The organism is Porticoccus sp. W117 (assembly GCF_030341905.1).
GTDB lineage: Bacteria > Pseudomonadota > Gammaproteobacteria > Pseudomonadales > Porticoccaceae > SCSIO-12696.
Window position 1 is genome coordinate 24410 of the sequence record NZ_JATAAF010000004.1, and the last position, 18978, is coordinate 43387.

Annotated in this window: 14 protein-coding genes; 10 read left to right on the forward strand and 4 right to left on the reverse strand. The window is 49.0% G+C overall.

The window, feature by feature from the left end; genetic code table 11:
- The first annotated feature begins 179 nt into the window (after positions 1-179).
- The 8 genes from rpsL (at position 180) to rfbD (ending at position 8185) form a co-directional block, all read left to right on the forward strand.
- Positions 180-554 carry a 30S ribosomal protein S12 gene (gene rpsL / locus QSV34_RS04430; protein ID WP_289152337.1) on the forward strand — a complete coding sequence of 125 codons (375 nt, stop codon included), beginning with the start codon at positions 180-182 and terminating at the stop codon, positions 552-554.
- Positions 555-653: 99 nt separating this feature from the next.
- The gene (rpsG, locus tag QSV34_RS04435; RefSeq protein ID WP_289152339.1) at positions 654-1124 is read left to right on the forward strand and encodes a 30S ribosomal protein S7; all 471 of its coding nucleotides are present in this window, start codon (positions 654-656) and stop codon (positions 1122-1124) included.
- 95 nt (positions 1125-1219) lie between these two features.
- The gene (gene fusA / locus QSV34_RS04440) at positions 1220-3325 is read left to right on the forward strand and encodes an elongation factor G (RefSeq protein WP_289152341.1); all 2106 of its coding nucleotides are present in this window, start codon (positions 1220-1222) and stop codon (positions 3323-3325) included.
- A 70-nt stretch (positions 3326-3395) separates the two neighbouring features.
- Complete coding sequence (gene tuf / locus QSV34_RS04445; RefSeq protein ID WP_289152343.1) at positions 3396-4619, forward strand: elongation factor Tu; 1224 nt, start codon at positions 3396-3398, stop codon at positions 4617-4619.
- 166 nt (positions 4620-4785) lie between these two features.
- Positions 4786-5856, forward strand: a complete 1071-nt coding sequence (gene rfbB / locus QSV34_RS04450) for a dTDP-glucose 4,6-dehydratase (protein WP_289152344.1) — start codon at positions 4786-4788, stop codon at positions 5854-5856.
- 40 nt (positions 5857-5896) lie between these two features.
- Complete coding sequence (rfbA, locus tag QSV34_RS04455) at positions 5897-6781, forward strand: glucose-1-phosphate thymidylyltransferase RfbA (RefSeq protein ID WP_353738344.1); 885 nt, start codon at positions 5897-5899, stop codon at positions 6779-6781.
- 1 nt (position 6782) lies between these two features.
- Positions 6783-7319 (forward strand): dTDP-4-dehydrorhamnose 3,5-epimerase, encoded by a 537-nt coding sequence (gene rfbC, locus QSV34_RS04460; protein ID WP_289152346.1) that lies wholly within the window; start codon positions 6783-6785, stop codon positions 7317-7319.
- 2 nt (positions 7320-7321) lie between these two features.
- The gene (gene rfbD / locus QSV34_RS04465) at positions 7322-8185 is read left to right on the forward strand and encodes a dTDP-4-dehydrorhamnose reductase (RefSeq protein WP_289152575.1); all 864 of its coding nucleotides are present in this window, start codon (positions 7322-7324) and stop codon (positions 8183-8185) included.
- Here the strand turns inward: rfbD and QSV34_RS04470 are convergent.
- From QSV34_RS04470 to QSV34_RS04485, 4 genes are read right to left on the reverse strand one after another with little or no spacing between them, the layout of a single operon-like run.
- Positions 8178-9482, reverse strand: coding sequence for a porin family protein (locus tag QSV34_RS04470; protein ID WP_289152348.1), 1305 nt, complete (start codon positions 9480-9482; stop codon positions 8178-8180). The two genes, rfbD and QSV34_RS04470, sit on opposite strands and share 8 nt — an antisense overlap.
- Positions 9483-9533: 51 nt before the next feature.
- Positions 9534-10328 carry a P-loop NTPase family protein gene (locus QSV34_RS04475; protein WP_289152350.1) on the reverse strand — a complete coding sequence of 265 codons (795 nt, stop codon included), beginning with the start codon at positions 10326-10328 and terminating at the stop codon, positions 9534-9536.
- A gap of 5 nt (positions 10329-10333) precedes the next feature.
- Positions 10334-11848 carry a hypothetical protein gene (locus tag QSV34_RS04480; protein WP_289152352.1) on the reverse strand — a complete coding sequence of 505 codons (1515 nt, stop codon included), beginning with the start codon at positions 11846-11848 and terminating at the stop codon, positions 10334-10336.
- 15 nt (positions 11849-11863) lie between these two features.
- Positions 11864-12508, reverse strand: coding sequence for an XrtA/PEP-CTERM system exopolysaccharide export protein (locus QSV34_RS04485; RefSeq protein ID WP_289152354.1), 645 nt, complete (start codon positions 12506-12508; stop codon positions 11864-11866).
- A gap of 383 nt (positions 12509-12891) precedes the next feature.
- Here QSV34_RS04485 and QSV34_RS04490 point away from each other — a divergent pair, with 383 nt between their 5' ends.
- Both QSV34_RS04490 and QSV34_RS04495 read left to right on the forward strand, forming a co-directional pair.
- A complete protein-coding gene (locus QSV34_RS04490; protein ID WP_502928986.1) occupies positions 12892-14091 on the forward strand; it encodes a glycosyltransferase family 2 protein in 1200 nt (399 codons plus the stop codon).
- A 335-nt stretch (positions 14092-14426) separates the two neighbouring features.
- Positions 14427-18911, forward strand: coding sequence for a MupA/Atu3671 family FMN-dependent luciferase-like monooxygenase (locus QSV34_RS04495; protein ID WP_289152356.1), 4485 nt, complete (start codon positions 14427-14429; stop codon positions 18909-18911).
- The last annotated feature ends 67 nt before the right edge of the window (positions 18912-18978 follow it).

Below are 18978 nucleotides of genomic sequence, written 5' to 3' on the forward strand. Positions count from 1 at the left end.
CCGCTGCTCTGCAGCTTTGGGAGGCTTTGTAATTCGCTTGACGTCCGGTAGCGGTGTCATTAGAATGCCGCTCCCGCCTATAGCCCCCCCAAAGTTTTGTGGGGTCAGGGGTTATTTGTGTTGGGTTTTTAAGATAGTCCGTTTTACGGATGTGAAATTAAGGTTTTGGAGTTTATTTAATGGCAACGATCAACCAGTTGGTTCGTAAGCCGAGAAAACGCAAAGTAGCCAAGAGCGACGTACCGGCCCTGCAGGCCTGCCCGCAGCGCCGCGGTGTGTGCACTCGCGTCTACACCACTACCCCGAAAAAACCAAACTCTGCACTGCGTAAGGTGTGCCGTGTTCGTCTGACCAATGGTTTCGAAGTAACTTCGTACATTGGCGGTGAAGGCCACAACCTGCAGGAGCACAGCGTGGTATTGATTCGCGGTGGTCGTGTTAAAGACTTGCCGGGTGTTCGCTATCACACCGTTCGTGGCGCCCTGGACACCTCCGGTGTTGAAGGACGTCGTCGCGGCCGTTCCAAGTACGGAGCCAAGCGTCCTAAGTCTTAATTGACTTGAACGGATAGCTACTAAATTTGCGTACCTCGTGTACGAACTGAGAGTAAGGCCGAGTCATAAGTACTCGGGCCACCTGAAGAGAGCAAAGACATGCCAAGAAGAAGAGTTGTCGCCAAACGCGAAATTCTGCCGGATCCCAAATTCGGCAACGTAACCCTGGCGAAATTTATGAACCACGTAATGGTCAGCGGCAAGAAGTCCCTGGCTGAGCGCATCGTATACGGCGCGCTGGACACCGTGGAAAGCCGCGCCAAGAAAGACCCCATCGAGGTGTTTGAAGAGGCGCTGGAAAACATCGCTCCATCGGTTGAGGTTAAATCCCGCCGTGTGGGTGGTGCTACCTACCAGGTTCCCGTAGAAGTGCGTCCTGCCCGTCGCACTGCACTGGCCATGCGTTGGCTGGTGGACTACGCGCGCAACCGCAGCGAAAAATCCATGGCTCAACGTCTGGCTGGCGAAATTGTAGACGCCTCCCAGAACAAGGGCGCCGCGGTGAAGAAGCGTGAAGACGTTCACCGTATGGCCGAGGCCAACAAGGCCTTCTCCCACTTCCGGTTCTGACGACTGTTATCGAACAGGTTTTGGGCTTTTCACAAAAAGGTGGCTATTTAGCTGCCTTTTTGTGACTTAAGAATCCACAGAAATAGAGAAAAATAGTGGCTCGTCAAACTCCAATCAGTCGTTATCGCAATATCGGTATTTGCGCGCATGTGGATGCGGGCAAAACCACGACGACTGAGCGTGTGTTGTTCTACACCGGCTTGTCTCACAAGATCGGTGAAGTTCACGACGGTGCCGCTACCATGGACTGGATGGAACAGGAGCAGGAGCGGGGGATTACCATTACCTCGGCTGCAACAACTTGCTTCTGGGCTGGTATGCAGCAGCAGTTTGACCAGCACCGCATCAATATTATTGATACGCCGGGGCACGTGGATTTCACCATTGAGGTGGAGCGTTCTCTGCGGGTTCTCGACGGTGCGGTGGTTGTGCTTTGCGGTTCCTCCGGTGTACAGCCGCAGACGGAAACCGTATGGCGCCAGGCCAACAAGTACGAAGTGCCGCGCATGGTGTTCGTCAACAAGATGGATCGTGCTGGCGCCGATTTTATGATGGTGGTAGACCAGCTCAAAGAGCGTTTGGGTGCCACCCCCGTGCCGTTGCAAATGACCATTGGTGCGGAAGACGAATTTAAAGGCGTAGTCGATCTCGTCAAGATGAAGGCCATTCTGTGGAACGAAAGTGACATGGGTATGACTTTCGACTACGCCGATGTGCCTGCTGACCTTGTGGATCAGTGCGAGGAGATGCGCGAATTCCTGGTGGAATCCGCCGCAGAAGCCAGCGATGAGCTGATGGATAAGTACCTGGAAGGGGAAACCCTGACAGAGGAAGAAATCAAAGCCGGCATTCGCCAGCGCACCCTGGCCAATGAAATTGTGCCGGTGCTGGGCGGTTCTGCCTTTAAGAACAAAGGCGTGCAGGCAGTGTTGGACGCGGTGATTGAGTACTTGCCGTCGCCGGAAGAAGTAAAAGCCATTGAAGGCGTGTTGGACGATAAAGCAGAAACGGTCGCTACCCGTGAAGCGGATGACAGTGCGCCTTTTGCGGCACTGGCGTTTAAAATCGCCACCGATCCCTTTGTGGGTACGCTGACTTTCTTCCGGGTCTACTCCGGCACCTTGAAATCCGGGGATATGGTTTATAACCCGGTGAAGGGCAAGAAAGAGCGCGTTGGCCGCATGGTGCAAATGCACTCCAACAACCGCGAAGAAATTAAAGAAGTACTGGCGGGCGACATCGCCGCTGGTATTGGCCTGAAGGACGTCACCACCGGTGACACCTTATGCGCTTCAGAATCGGTGATCACTCTGGAACGTATGGAGTTCCCGGAGCCGGTGATCTCGGTGGCGGTAGAGCCGCGTTCCAAGGCAGACCAGGAAAAAATGGGTGTTGCTTTGGGCAAATTGGCTCAGGAAGACCCGTCATTCCGCGTCAAAACTGACGAGGAAACCGGCCAGACCATTATTTCTGGTATGGGCGAATTGCACCTGGATATTTTGGTGGATCGTATGCGCCGGGAATTCAGTGTCGAGGCCAATATCGGTAAGCCGCAAGTGGCCTACCGTGAAATGATTAAAAACACCTGCGAGATTGAAGGCAAGTTTGTTCGTCAATCTGGCGGCCGCGGCCAATACGGCCACGTGTGGGTGAAATTTGAGCCAGGCACCGAAGGTGCCGAAGAGCTGGAGTTCGTCAACGAGATTGTTGGCGGTGTGGTACCCCGGGAATATATTCCGGCGGTGGAGAAGGGCATCAGCGAACAGATGAAGAATGGCGTGCTGGCGGGTTACCCCCTGCTGGGCCTGAAAGCCACTCTGTACGATGGGTCTTTCCACGATGTTGACTCCAACGAAATGGCCTTTAAGATCGCTGCATCAATGGCAACCAAGAAGCTGGCCCAGGATGGTGGTGCTGTGCTGATGGAGCCAATGATGAAAGTGGAAGTCGTTACTCCGGAAGAGAACATGGGCGATGTTGTGGGTGACCTCAACCGTCGTCGTGGTCTGATCCTGGGTATGGACGATGGCACTATGGGCAAAGTAGTAAATGCCGAGGTGCCTCTGGCGGAGATGTTCGGTTACGCGACCGATCTGCGCTCTGCAACTCAGGGTCGTGCGACCTTTACCATGGAGTTTGAGAAGTACGCCGAAGCTCCAAACAATATCGCTGAAGAAGTGATTGCCCGCACCCAGCGCTAGCTGGTCAGGGTGAAAGCTTGTGAGGCTGTTTTTTTCAATCCTAAAAATCTGAAGCTAAGAGGATATTACAGTGGCTAAAGAGAAGTTCGAACGGAACAAGCCCCACGTAAACGTGGGCACCATCGGTCACGTTGACCACGGTAAAACTACCCTGACTGCAGCCCTGACTCGCGTTTGTGCTGAAGTATTCGGCGGTGAAATGAAAGACTTCGGTGAGATCGACAACGCACCGGAAGAGCGTGAGCGCGGTATTACCATCGCTACTTCTCACGTTGAGTACGATTCCAACGATCGTCACTACGCGCACGTTGACTGCCCAGGGCACGCCGACTACGTGAAAAACATGATCACCGGTGCCGCCCAGATGGACGGCGCTATCCTGGTTTGTGGCGCCACCGACGGCCCCATGCCTCAAACTCGCGAGCACATCCTGCTGTCTCGCCAGGTAGGTGTACCTTACATCGTTGTATTCCTGAACAAAGCCGACCTGCTGGCTGAAGACTGTGGCGGCGTTGACTCTGAAGAATACGCCGAAATGCTGGAACTGGTTGAAATGGAACTGCGCGAGCTGCTGGACACTTACGAGTTCCCAGGCGACGACACTCCAATCATCGCTGGTTCTGCTCTGATGGCTCTGGAAGGCAAAGACGACAACGAGCTGGGCACCACTGCCGTTAAGAAGCTGGTTGAAGCTCTGGACAGCTACATCCCTGAGCCCGAGCGCGCCATTGACCAACCGTTCCTGATGCCTGTGGAAGACGTATTCTCCATCTCTGGCCGTGGTACTGTTGTAACTGGTCGTGTTGAGCGCGGTATCGTTACCGTTGGTGACGAAATCGAAATCGTTGGTATCAAAGAAACCACCAAAACCACTTGTACTGGTGTTGAAATGTTCCGCAAACTGCTGGACGAAGGCCGTGCCGGTGAGAACGTTGGTGTTCTGTTGCGTGGTACCAAGCGTGACGAAGTTGAGCGTGGACAAGTTCTGGCCGTACCTGGCTCCGTAAACCCGCACACCAAGTTTGAAGCGGAAGTTTACGTACTGTCCAAAGACGAAGGCGGCCGTCACACTCCGTTTTTCAAAGGCTACCGCCCTCAGTTCTACTTCCGTACTACTGACGTGACTGGTAATGTTGAACTGCCTGCTGGCACCGAAATGGTAATGCCTGGCGACAACGTTCAAATGACCGTTACCCTGATCGCCCCGATCGCTATGGAAGACGGCCTGCGCTTCGCCATCCGTGAAGGTGGCCGTACCGTAGGTGCTGGTGTTGTTGCTAAGATTATTGAGTGATCGATAGCTTAGTTAACAGCTGAAGCATTGCTTCGATAAAAAACCCCGCATTGAGAGATGCGGGGTTTTTTTATATCCGGATGGTTTGTATTTGCTTCTGTGTGTGAGCAAAACAGAAGAAGAGTTATGTTAATGTAGAAACATCATAGCAGTGGAAAATAACAAGATGAAAATATTAGTTACGGGGGGAGCTGGTTTTATTGGTAGCGCTGTTGTTAGGCATATACTTTCAGATACTGATTATAGTGTTATCAATGTAGACAACCTAACCTACGCGGGGAATCTTGATTCAATCCCTAAAGACTTTCACTCAGAGCGCTATGTGTTTGAGTGTGTGGATATTTGTAATGCAGAGCAGCTAAAAAGAGTTTTTTTTCAGCACATGCCGGATGTTGTTATGCACTTGGCTGCAGAGTCGCATGTAGACCGCTCTATTGATGGCCCGGCCGCATTTATTCAGACCAATCTGGTGGGTACGTTCTCTTTGCTGGAAGTGGCCAGAGAGCACTGGGCGAGGTTGCCGGAGGAAAAGCAGAAAAAATTTCGTTTTCATCATATATCTACTGACGAAGTGTATGGCGACCTTTCACTAAATGACGAGCTATTTACTGAACAGACTAAATATGATCCCAGCTCCCCTTATTCCGCTAGTAAGGCTGGCTCAGATCATTTGGTGAGGGCATGGGGAAGAACTTACAACTTGCCCATAGTGATAACCAACTGTTCAAATAATTATGGCCCATATCACTTCCCAGAAAAGCTAATCCCCCACATGATATTAAATGCTTTGTCTGGAAAGCCGTTGCCGGTTTATGGTGATGGGCAGCAGGTGAGGGACTGGTTGTACGTGGAAGATCACGCGAGAGCTTTAACAAAAGTTGCCACAGAAGGACGTGTTAGCGAAACCTATAACATCGGCGGTCACAATGAGAAAAAAAATATTGAAGTAGTGGAAGCTATTTGCGCCCTTTTGGAAGAGTTGGCTCCTGAAAAGCCTGAAGGTGTTGATAGATACAGCGATTTGATTACCTATGTTACTGATCGGCCAGGACATGATGTGCGCTATGCAATTGATGCTTCAAAGATTGATCGAGAGTTGGGTTGGAGGCCTGAGGAGAACTTTGAATCAGGCATTCGAAAAACAGTTTTATGGTACTTGGAAAATCGTAACTGGTGGCAGCGAGTTCTGAACGGCAGCTACCGACTGGAGCGAATCGGTGTCGATAGTGAAAACTGATGTTTTTTTTACGTATTTGTGACGACTGGATGTTTTTGAAATGAGTATGAATAAGTATAAAGGAATTATTTTGGCTGGAGGGTCTGGAACCCGATTGCACCCGTTAACGCTGGGTGCCTCCAAGCAACTAATGCCAGTTTACGATAAGCCGATGATTTATTATCCCCTGTCAGTATTAATGCTGGCGGGGATCCGTGATGTGTTAATTATTACAACGCCTGATGATTTGGAAAGCTTTCGGAAGGTGCTTGGAGATGGCTCAAAATATGGTATTGAGCTCAGATATGAAATTCAGCCATCACCTGATGGCCTTGCCCAAGCATTTCTTATAGGAAGCAAATTTATAGGTGAGGATAATGTTGCTCTGGTTTTGGGGGACAACATATTTTTTGGTCAGCACTTCAGTGATAAATTGGTTGCGGCTGCTAATAGAGCCAGTGGGGCTACTATTTTTGGTTATCATGTGACAGACCCTGAGCGTTTTGGTGTGGTTGAATTTGATTCAAAAGGAATGGCTTTAAGTATTGAAGAAAAACCAGCCCAGCCTAAATCAAATTACGCGGTAACAGGTTTGTATTTTTACGACAATGATGTGGTTGATATTGCTTGCTCAATTAAGCCGTCCCCTCGTGGCGAGCTTGAAATTACAGATGTAAATAACGCCTACTTACAGCGGGGAGATTTGAACGTCGCTGTACTGGGAAGGGGGTTTGCTTGGTTGGATACAGGAACTCATGATTCATTGTTAGATGCTGGAAAATTTATTCAGACCGTGGAGCATCGACAAGGCTTCAAAATTGGTTGCCTAGAAGAAATTGCTTTTCGAAACCAGTGGATCGATCAGTCGTCTTTGATGAAACAGGCAGAAGTTCTTGGGAAAACCGGTTATGGCGCTTATCTAAGGCGAGTGGCAGAAGGGTATTAATGTGATTGTGACGGCGACATCAGTCGACGGTGTACTGATTATCCAACCCAAAGTTTTTGGGGATGATCGTGGCTTCTTTTTAGAAACCTTTCAGGCGGAAAGGTATAAAAAAGCGTTGAATATTAATTTTGATTTTGTTCAGGATAACCACTCTCGTTCCGCGAAAGGAGTGTTGAGAGGGTTGCACTTTCAAAAAAAACGGCCACAAGGAAAACTGGTGCGTGTGGTTAAAGGTGAGGTGTTTGATGTGGCTGTGGATGTTCGGCCGGGCTCATCGACTTTTGGCCACTGGGCGGGTGTTACGTTAACTGAAGAAAATAAAAAGCAACTTTGGGTTCCACCAGGTATGGCTCATGGCTTTGTGGTGCTATCAGAAAGTGCTGATTTCGAATATAAGTGTACAGATTACTATGACCCCAATGATGAATGCTGCCTGGCTTGGGATGATAAAAGCTTGGCAATTGATTGGCCTGTTGAACATCCGGTTCTTTCTGAAAAGGACAGTTTAGGGAAAACTCTTAAGGAGTTGTTTCCTTGAAAGTGTTAATAGTCGGTGCTGGCGGCCAACTTGGTCGCTGTTTGTGTGATGAGCTGACCAGACGACTCACGGTGTTCTCTTCCTATAGTTCCAAAGAACTGGACGTCACAGATTTAGAATCTGTGCAAAATGTTATTTCGCTAGAATGCCCTGCTGTTGTCATAAATGCGGCAGCTTACACTGCTGTTGATCAGGCGGAAGAACAAAAGGAGCAGGCCTTTTCGGTAAATGCAACTGGTGCTGAAAATCTTGCCCGTGCCTGCGAAGGTGTTGGGGCTGTTCTTGTGCATGTATCTACCGACTATGTTTTTCATGGTAAGTCGGAACGCCCTTACACAGAAGTGGATGCAGTCAATCCGATTAATGTGTACGGGAGCTCAAAATTATTGGGTGAGGAGCTGATCGCTCAGAGAATAGGGCGGTACATTATTGTTCGAACTTCATGGGTCTTTAGCGAATACGGAAGTAATTTTTTTAAGACTATGAGCCGACTGGCTCTAGAAAAAGAACAAGTCTCAGTGGTTGATGACCAATATGGTTGCCCTACTTATGCGGGTGACTTGGCTTCTGCACTGTTAAAGTTTTCTGAACTTTCCGTAGATAAAAGTTTCGATGGCTGGGGTATATATCACTATTGTGGGAGTGAGCAAACCAGCTGGTATGAGTTTGCTAAATGTATATTTCAGTTGCATGCCACACAGTCTTCCAAAAGTGTTGCAAAGTTGTCGCCACTAGCTAGTAAAAATTACCCGACGCCTGCTAAGCGCCCGCAATATTCTGTGATGAGTACTCAAAAAGCAACTGAGTTGGGTATAAAGGCGGCCGACTGGAAGACCGCCATCAAAAAACTGATAAGTGCTAGTTAATTCGGTATGTAATCCCCAGTACAGCTCGTTTTTCATCAAAGCTGTCTTGAGTAGTTGATCCTGTACGCTCGTTTTGGCTGATTAGAAATGAGATATCCAAATTTCTGTTTAGCTCTTTGTTGTAATGCAGTGACACGATGTCTGCGTCAAAACTGGATAGTGTGCTTCCAGGTTCATACGTTGCTTCTTGGCGAGATAAGCTAATGCCTATTTCAGAAGAGCGGCTAAGCTGGTAGGAACCGCCTAATGTAATAAAGAGCTCATCATTGTCTTCTTGTGTTTGAACGTTGTATTCCTCTTCCGATGCACTGATTGTGAAGGATACATTGCACAATTTGCATAGACTTGAGGTGCTGTACGATAGGGTGTGTGCAGTGCGGTTGTACTGGTCTACGATGGCCGTAAAGCCATTGCCCAGTGCGACTTGGTCCAGGCCATCCTGAAGGATTGAATTTTGGTTGCCACGAGATGGGTCAGTTAGGTATGACTCGCTTAAAAACGTGACCTGATGAACCCCATTATCGAAAGCAGCCGACAGTTCCCACTGAATAGCGTTATCTTTTGGCCCAATAGAAGGATCGACAGAGTTATAACCAATGGCGATAGAATAATCCAGTTGCCTTAAGTCTGTTGAATAGCGAAGTAAGGCACTTTGGTAGTCGTATTCAACAGAGATGTCGTCATATTCAACTTCCAGTTGCTGTATTACTGCGCTAATAGTGTCAACACGACTTATGTTCCTTGAATACAGTAATTCAACGCCTGTACTAGTACTGTCAAATGAATCTTGTGTCGATTGGTTTTGATCAAAATTAACAGCACTGTATATGCCGGCGATAGAGAGCTGGTCCGCTTGGTTTTGTATGATATTGAAGCGTGGAAGGATCGAGGTAACATCGCGGGTTTGTTGGTTGTCAGCACTTGGTGTTTCGCTGGCATTTCCCAACACTTGCCGCTTAGAGTTGTTGATGGCGACATTGAAGCGCCCGTTTTCAGCACCCAATAATATATTTGCGGTGCCATCTAGTTCAATGCGATTATCTTGAGAGTCTTTATTAAAAAGTAGCTGACTTATACGGTAGTCAATATCGCTGCTCAGCCAGGTGTTTTTATATTTTCCGGTTGCTCTCGCAGTTAGGCGGTCTTGCCGCTCAGAGAGCTTATTGGAAAAGCTAAAATTTGCATTATTTGTGTAAGCCGTTTCGAGCCCCAGTTCAATGTCAAGCCGATTTGCAGAAGCATTGGTTGCTAACAGTATGCTTGGGAGCAATATTAGAGTTATTTGATTTTTCTTCACGATGAGCTCTCTTTATTGTCATGTCTCTTGGGGGGCTCTCTTTGGTAATAATCAGCTGTTAAAAACCACCCCGGCCACTTTTTCCTCTCCAATGATTTGTATTGCTTCCTGAAGATCTTTTTGCGTAATTTTCTTGGCAGGCACAACTAAAATGACCATGTCGACCTTCTCTGCCAGTATAGCTGTCTCTGGGTAATGTCTTACTGGAGGAGTATTCATAATAACAAAGGCATTGGGCATAGAGCACTTTATGCTACTGATGATTACTTCCATTTTAGGGTGGTTGTAATGCTCTGCGGCACTTTCTGTGGTGTTTCCTGTGGGTATCAGTTTTAGACGGTTTATGCCGGAAGGATAGGTAATATCTGATAAGGATACACTGGAGCTAGTTAGATAGTCTGTAAGGCCAAATTGCATATCACGAATCGATAGTGTGTCGGTATCCCCTGCATTTGGATTGCAGTCTATAAAAAGTGCAGTTTTACTCTCATCTAGGGCAAAACATGTAGCAATATTGAAAGAAATCATTGTGTTATGATCCGTAGCTTGTCCTACCGACGTCACAGCAATTACAGCTCCAGAGCCTTGAGACTTTTTCACAATTTTGGTGCGAATGCCACGATATGCGGACAAAATGTCACTTTGTTTCATGCTTGGATAAATAATCTCTTTTTGCTGACATGTGTCAGGCAGCCAAAGTTTTTTTTGTTCTTCTTCGTTGAGTGTAAACGTTAAGCTTCGCTCAACATATTGATTGATTTGGTTGATTTTGGAGCGTGTATCTGAGTCGGCTAAGCGAATAACCGATGGCTTCGCACTAGTGATTCTGCTTGATGAGTCAGCCATGAGATTCAATCCATGATAAGAAGAAATGAACTATAACCGTAAGCTAGTATCGCAACGGCCGCAATGATGATGACAGGTGTATTGGCCTGAAACCAGCTCGTTTCGGTTCCCTGTGCTTGATAAGCAGGGATACTGCCAAGCAGCTCAATACCTTCTGGCAGTTGAGTGCTAAGTGTCTCGCCATTTCTGATTCTTGGATCCAGGTAAACATAAACAAGCATTAGCCCTATTGGAGCGAATATTGCCAGTAGAGGGCCAATAAAAATAAAATGACGAGCTTGTAGCCCGGATGGTCGCAGAGGTAGTACAGGACTCTCGCGCAGCCGGTAAGTCATCCCTTTGCCTTCGCGACTTATTGAAGCAGATAAATCGGCGTTTTGCCGTCTTTCGAGCATTTCCTCATAAATTTGCTTGGTAGTGTCATAATCACGCGTCAGTTCAGCGAGTTCAGCTTGGTTGGAGGCGATTCTTTCTGCCCGCCGTTGCTCGTTAGTCAATAGGGTTTTCAGCGATCGCTGTCGCTGCTGCATGCCCTGGAGATTCACTTCGGCTTCGGCCTGTTGCCGTCTGAGAACTTCAAATAAGGCCACTTCTTCGCTGGCATTACCACTATTAAAGCTGCCTGGAACTGTTTTTTGCAGTTGAGTGATTTGTTCATCTAGTGTGGCCAGTTGGCTGCGGAGCAAGATGATGTCTGGATGTTTTTCGGTACCAATCAGCAAGAGCTCGTCCAGGTCTCGCTGCATTTCAGTTCGTTGCTCAGCCAGAGCAGCAAGCTTTACTTTTGCTTTTTGATATTCTCTTTCTTTGTTCAGCTTTCCCTTAATAGTGCGAACTTTAGTTTTGGTCTCATCAATATCAATAACAAGTGTATCCAGGTCAGCACGCAATTCATTGATGCTGTCGCTGACGCCAGATTCTGTGCCATCCATGTTTTGTTTTTTAAAATTGGATAGCTTTTTTTCTGCCGCTTCTAGCTCTGCTTTATACTTTTGGGCTTCGCTATTAATGAAATTATAGGCATCAAGACTTTCGTTTTGCTTTTGTTGAGAAGCACTGTTAATGAAGGAGTCAATCAATGTATTCAGTGAAGAATAAGACCGTTGGGGGTCTTGGCTCTTTAAGCTAATTCTTAAGAGGTTATTGTTAAGTGGCTCAGTTTCAAAGGAGGCAGACAGCCCATTGATAGCTTCGTCAATGTCGTACTGAGAACTTTTTTCATCGATAATGCCGAGCTCCTTGGCTGCTCCAGTCAATATAAGGCGAGAACGTATAATGTCTTCTGCAATATTTACAGGAGCGATTTCTTGTATTGCTGCCCGGCCGCGCAACAAGTCGGTTGTTACGCTTTTCCGGTCAGCTTGGATTAACGCAGTAGTTTTATAGGTATTGGGCCATTTAGCGGCTAGCAGTAGGCACACACTCATAACGACAACAGACAGTGCCAAGCACAGCTTAATGTTAGCTTTTAGCTCCTCCAAAGTAGAGAGTACGATTTGCCGAATAAAGTCTAAGTTCATGGTGCTGTGCCTACTTTAAAAGCGTCGCTCTGGTACTGTTATTTGGTCTGAGGGTTGTAGAGGGTAGTTCGCTTCAAGCTTGCCTCTGTTTAGCAAGTCGTCAAGGTTTATGTCGTAAACCTCGACCCCGCTTCCAGTGCGGCGATAAAGTTTTGCTCTGCTGAGTGCCGCATAGTCGTTAGGGCCTTCGGCCAGTAATACCAGATCGAGTACAGTCATGCCGTCTCTAAAGGCGATAGATTGCGGTGAGTTGACTGCACCTGTAATACGAACACGCCGTTGAAAATCAGTGCTGCCAGGGTTACTGACAATAACCGTTACCTTGGGTGTTTTAAGGTATGTAGCCAATATTTCAGTGATGTTGCTGGCAAGTTGTTCGGCCGTTAAGCCGGCGGCAATAACATCTCCAGCCAATGGTGTAGATATCATGCCGTCGGGCCTAACAGGTACCGTTCCAGACAGCTCTTCATTGCGCCACACATTAATCTCTAACTGATCCCCTACGCCAATCTTGTACACTTCTGTAATGGTAGGTGCTTTGCGAATTTGTTTTTGTACTGGAGTCGATGTTGAACAAGACGCCAGAATTAGACATAAAGGTACAAATGCTAGCCTGCTAATGAGGTGCAACAATGATGAATTAGGGAGTAGCTGCCGCATGGTTTATAACCTTTTTCTATACACTTGGCGGGGTTTGCCAGTTTTTTGGTCTCTTGATTGGTAAAGTTAGTGTGACCCAGTAGACAATTTTAGCCCACTACAGAGGGTGTATATAGGCTGGATTGATCCTGACGTATCCTGTTTTTGGGTGACGCGAACTGTTAGAACCTAATGTCTGGATGCTTGGATTTTTTATAAGGTTTTGATTTTAATGGAGTTATTGGTTTTTTTTCGTCGTAAGTGGGCTGCTTTCTGTAGTAGTGGTCGTTGAAGTAGTTCGCCTGCAAACATTATGTGTAGGATAGACGGCTGCTTTTGGTGATGCTTGGTGTGGGCTCTGGTGAAGTCTATAGGGAAATATGACGGGTGATTGGTATTAGGTGGTGACATTGGACGGAATAGTATGGTGGTTTTTGTGTCTTGTAGGGGCATGCTTGGCGGTGCTCTTTTTGCACGTATTGCTGTTGGTGGCGGCGTCTTGGTGGCGCCGGTATAGGCCCATAATGCCAGTCATGGACGATGCTGCTGCCGCGATTGCCATTTTGATTCCTGCCCATAACGAAGAGGCTTCCATAGTTGCCACTATCAACTCCATTCAGCAGGCTGATTACAGTGGGTGCTTTGAGGTTTTCGTTATTGCTGACAACTGTACAGATGCCACTGCCAGTCTGGCGTTGAGTCGAGGTGCGCATGTTTGGAAGCGGTTCGATACATTAAATCCTGGTAAGGGGCAGGCTATTCAGTGGGCGGTTTCAAATCATCAGGAGGTTTTGGACGGTTTTGACTACGTGGCTTTTGTGGATGCGGATACGCAGGTGGATCAGCAATTTTTGTCCAAAGTGAATTCTGCACTCAGTATTCAGGGGGTTGATGTGATTCAGGGGTTTCACGGTGTGCTCAATGGTGAAGATAATTGGCGTGCCTCATTCACTTATCTGGGGTTTGCTGGGGTAAATCACGTGCGCCCCTGTGGCCAGTACGCTTTAGGGGGGAGTGCAGGCATTAAAGGTAATGGCATGGCTTTTCGACGAGAGTTGTTGCAGCAATTTGGGTGGCCAGCTCATTCGATAGTGGAAGATTTAGAGATGACTTTGAGATTATTGCTGTCAGGTCATCGAGTAGCTTATGTGGGCGATGCTGTTGTTCGTTCAGAAATGCCCTTGACAGCAGGTCAGGCATATTCCCAGCGGGAGCGTTGGGAAGGGGGGCGCCATCAAGTGGCTAAGCAGTACTTACCACAATTGCTGAAGCGCTTTTTTACAACCGGTCAATGGCGATATTTTGATGCGGTACTTGATCTCATGGTGCCCCCCTTTACCTTAATGCTGTTGTTGGCTTGTTGTGTACTATTGGTTGGTTTATGGGCTGCTCATGGGGTATTGGTGTACGTAGGTGTTGTAGGTATTTTGTGCGTAATGGCCTATTCCTGTAGCGCCCTCCTGCAGACGGGAGCTTCGCTGAAAGTGTGGCGAAATTTGTTGGCTGCACCCCTATTTTTGCTATGGAAGGTGCCGTTGTCCTTGCGGTTGTTGGGTAGTCGCCAGCGTGCCTGGAAGCGTACCTCTAGAAATTCTGAGCAATAACAACGAGTTAATTGGCGCTTCGTTTTGCGATTGTATGCCTCTTATCGATCGATTAGCGGCCTGTGTCGCGTTGTTATTGCATGTCATCCCCCCTTCCTTTGTGATTGACTTCAATTTGCTTATTAAAACTAATGGTTCTCAATAAAATGAATGCTGAAGGTACATTCAGTTGCTTCCTTATCGGGGGCGATACGCTGCTGCTGGAGTGCGGTGATCTACTCATTGAATCAGGTCACTCTGTTTTGGGTATTATCACAAGGGCTCCGCGCATTGCAGATTGGGCTAATGACCGATCTATCCCTGTTATCCCTCTGGACTCGGACTATGAAGTCGAGTTGTCGAAGCAGCCGTTCGATTACCTGTTTAGCATTACCCACCTAGAAATGATCTCTGAGAGTGTGCTTGCGTTGCCCAAGCAGCTGGCCATCAACTTCCACGATGGCCCATTGCCTCGATATGCGGGCCTGAATACCCCAGCTTGGGCGTTGATGAATGGTGAATCTGAATACGGAATCAGTTGGCATGTAATGGCTCCTGGGGTGGATCAGGGGGATTTGCTCAAGCAACAAATGTTTGGCGTCTCTGCCAATGAGACATCGCTGTCTATCAATACCAAGTGCTTTGCGGCTGCCTTGGAGAGTTTCCCAAAATTGGTGAACGAACTGGTATCCGGCACGGTTCAGTGCACAGCGCAAGACCTTTCAAAAAGAAGCTATTTTGGAAAATACCAGCGCCCCGCTGGGGCCGGCGTATTGGATTGGCAGCGCTCGGCACAGGTGTTGGAGGCGCAAATTCGTGCCTTGGATTTTGGCAGTTATCTCAATTCGTTGAACTGTGCTAAAGCAGTCATTGGTAGTCAGATATTTGTGGTGGCTTCCGCCACGGCTGTAGACGTTGAAGCCACTTCGGCGGTTGGCACTGTATTGGCTATTAGTGATGAGTCTATCCAGGTTGCTTGTAGTCAGGGCGCGTTGAGCCTGACGGGCTTCAGTAGTGTGGGTGGAGAAGAGCTGTCTCCTGCGCAAGTGGCAGAACAGTGCCGGCTTGAGCCGGGCTGTGTTCTGGCTGTACCAAACATGGACGCCTTGGATAGTGTGAATGCCAAGTGTAGTCGAGCAGAAGCCTTTTGGCTTAACCGTTTAGTATCCCTGGAGTCGACTCCAGCGCCTTATGCCTCTGAGGTTTCTAGCCATCAAGCAGCAAACAGTCAATCCCTGGCCATTGATGTGCCTGCTGGATTGGTGGCAGGTGATGCCCGTGATTACGCTATCGCCGCTTTTGTGTTGTTGCTGGGTCGTCTTGCTGGCCGAGAGCAGGTCGATATTGCCTTTTCCAATGAGCAACTGCGGGCTGATGCACTGATTGCCCCTGGTTTGATGAGTGCCAATTCAATACTTCGGGCTACTGCTGAAAGTAATGGCAGCTGCCATCAGCTGATTGAGCGCGTTGGGCGGGAAATGTCTGAAACTGCCTCTCAGGGAAGTTGGTTACATGAGGTGGCAGTACGTTATCCGGAATTGCGCACCGCTGCTGAATTGAAATTGCCAGGTTTGTTGCCAGTGGGTGTTTCAGTTGGTAATGACGGTGCCGATGTGGTGCTGGAGCAGGGCAGGGTGCTGACGTTGCTTTGCACGTCATCTGGGCGGGTGCATCTGGCTTATGACGAAAACCGACTTGCCAGTGATATGGCCAGCAAGCTGGCGGGGCAGTTGGCAGCATTGATTAACAGTATGGCTGCCAACCCTGAACAGCTTGTCGCCAGTTTGGAACTGCTGTCACAGGAAGAGAAAAATCGAGTATTGGTGGAGTGGAATGATACCGAGGCGTCTTATGATAAGACCGCCTGTGTCCACCAATTGTTTGAACAGCAGGTGCAGCGCAAGCCAGAGGCCGCTGCGTTGGTGTTTGAAGATAAAGAGCTCAGCTACAGTGAACTCAACCAACGCGCCAATCAGCTTGCTCATCACTTGATGGCATTGGGTGTTGGGCCAGACACCATGGTGGGAGTGCATATAGAGCGCTCTTTGGATTTGATGGTAGCGACCCTGGGGGTGATGAAGGCCGGTGGTGCCTATGTGCCGCTGGACCCGGCGTTCCCGGCAGATCGTATTCGCTTTATGATCGAGGATTCCGCTATGCCGGTGATCCTCACCCAGTCGGCCATTGAGTCTCAGTTGCCCGCACATCAAGCGAAAACCATATCTATCGACTCCGACTGGCCGCAAATAGCGGGGTGTCCCGCTACTGCGCCGGCTGTTGATATCACGTCATCAAATCTGGCGTATGTGATTTATACCTCCGGATCCACCGGCAAGCCCAAAGGCGTCATGGTGGAACACCGCAATGCGGTGAATTTCTTTGTTGGGATGGATCGAGTCATCCCTCACGATGACAACAGTACCTGGTTGGCTGTCACCAGCCTCTCTTTCGATATATCCGTGTTGGAGCTGTTTTGGACGCTCACCCGTGGCCTGAAAGTAGTCATCTACCTGGATCGTGATAAGAAGCTATCGATGCCAGATGCGTCTTCAGTACCTATATCGGTGAGTGGGCGCCCAATGTCCTTTGGCCTATTTATGTGGGGCAATGATGATGGCCCCGGTGAAGCCAAATACCGCCTGATGATGGAGGGCTCCAAGTACTTTGACGAGAACGGCTTTAATGCGGTTTGGACGCCAGAGCGCCACTTTGGCGCCTTTGGTGGGCCTTACCCCAACCCGGCGGTAACCAGTGCGGCCATTGCCGCTGTCACCAAGAATATCTCTATTCGCTCTGGCAGTTGTGTCTCTCCGTTGCACCACCCTATTCGTATTGCTGAAGACTGGGCGGTTGTCGATAACCTCTCCAACGGGCGAGTGGCGCTGTCTTTTGCTGCTGGCTGGCAGCCGAACGATTTTGTGATCAAACCTGAAAACCACAAAAACAATAAACAGGTGATGATGGAGCAGATCGAAACCGTGAAGAAGCTCTGGCGCGGTGAAAAGGTGGCTTTCGAGAACCCCATGGGACAAATGGTAGATATCGAGACTCTGCCACGCCCGGTGCAAAAAGAGTTGCCGGTTTGGTTTACCACAGCGGGTAATCCGGAGTCCTACCGCCAGGCTGGCGAGCTGGGCGTTAATGTGCTCACCCACCTGCTGGGGCAGTCAGTAGAAGAGTTGGCAGAAAAGGTCAAAATTTATCGCGAGGCCAGAGCCAAAGCAGGCCACGATCCGGCTGCGGGCAAGGTCTCCCTGATGCTGCATACGCTGGTGGGTGATAACACCGATGAGGTTCGCGAGTTAGTCCGTCAACCCATGAAGGACTACCTGAGCTCGGCCATGAAACTGGTGCTGGATTTTGCCTGGGCGTTTCCGGCCTTCAAGCGCCCTGGCGGTGCAGACAGCAACCCGGAAGATATCGACATCAAGAACCTCAGTGCTGAGGATACCGACGCTATTTTGGAATTCGCCTTTGAACGCTATTTTGAAACCAGCGGACTGTTTGGCGACGTGGCCACTTGTGAAGCGATGATTAATCGTTGTAAGGCAGCGGATATCGACGAAATTGCCTGCTTGATGGACTTTGGTGTGGATACCAATGTGGTGATGGACAGCCTGCCATTATTGAAGCAGGTCAGGGACTTAACCAACCCATCTGTCGATACGAAAAACGCCACTGCCGATCAGTCTCTGGCAGCACAGATTCGCAGGCACGGAGTGACGCACTTCCAGTGCACGCCCTCAATGGCACGTATGCTGACCTTCGATGACGATGCCAAACAGGCGTTGGGAGAGATCGATTACATGATGGTGGGTGGCGAAGCACTACCTACCAGCCTTGCCCAAGAGTTGAACGGCATTGTTAAACGCCGCGTGACCAATATGTATGGCCCGACGGAAACCACGATTTGGTCGACCACTCAGGTTATTGGTGACACAGAGTCTGTCGCTATTGGGCGGCCTATTGCCAATACCCAGATCTATATTCTGGATGAACATCGCCGCCCGGTGCCTCCAGGGGTGCCAGGGGATCTGTTTATTGGTGGCGATGGTGTGGTGCGCGGCTACTTGAATCGGCCGGATTTGACCTCGGAACGTTTTATCACCAACCCCTTTATGGAACAGGGCACTATTTACTGGACGGGCGATATGGCTCGCTACCAGGAAGATGGTGTTATCGATTTCCTTGGCCGTGTTGACCACCAGGTGAAAATTCGTGGCTATCGCATTGAGTTGGGCGAAATCGAGACGCGCATAGGCCAGTACGCTGGCGTTCGCGAAAATGTAATGCTACTGCGGGAAGATAGTCCCGGAGACCAACGCTTGGTGGCCTACTTGATGGTGGGGGATCCTGCTTTTGACATAGCAGCGCTGAAATCCCATTTGCGGGAAAAACTGCCGGAATATATGGTGCCCAATGATGTGGTGATTCTGGACGCCTTTCCGCAAACCCCCAATGGCAAGATCGACCGCAAGGCACTGCCATCACCGCAATCTTTGCAGAAGGCTCAGGTTGCAGAGTATGTGGCACCGGAAGATGGCATTGAAAAAACCATCGCCAAAGTCTGGCAGGAGACGCTACAGCTGGACAAGGTGGGTATTAACGACAACTTCTTTGACCTCGGTGGCCATTCGCTGTTGATTGTGAAAGTGCACTCGCAGCTGAAAGCAGAGCTGGATCAGCCTGTATCGCTGACGGATCTGTACCGTTGCCCGACCATCAAGTCGTTGACCGCCTTCCTCAATACAGATGGGGCAGGGGAGTCGATGAAGAAAAGCTCCGATCGTGCCCAGCGTCGACGTGCCATGATGGGTGGTAGGCGGCGTCGTGCCAGGTAGTCCTAAAAGGTAACGTAACAGGACAATAATAATAAAATAGGGATTCAACAGCGGCTTGCTTCCGCGG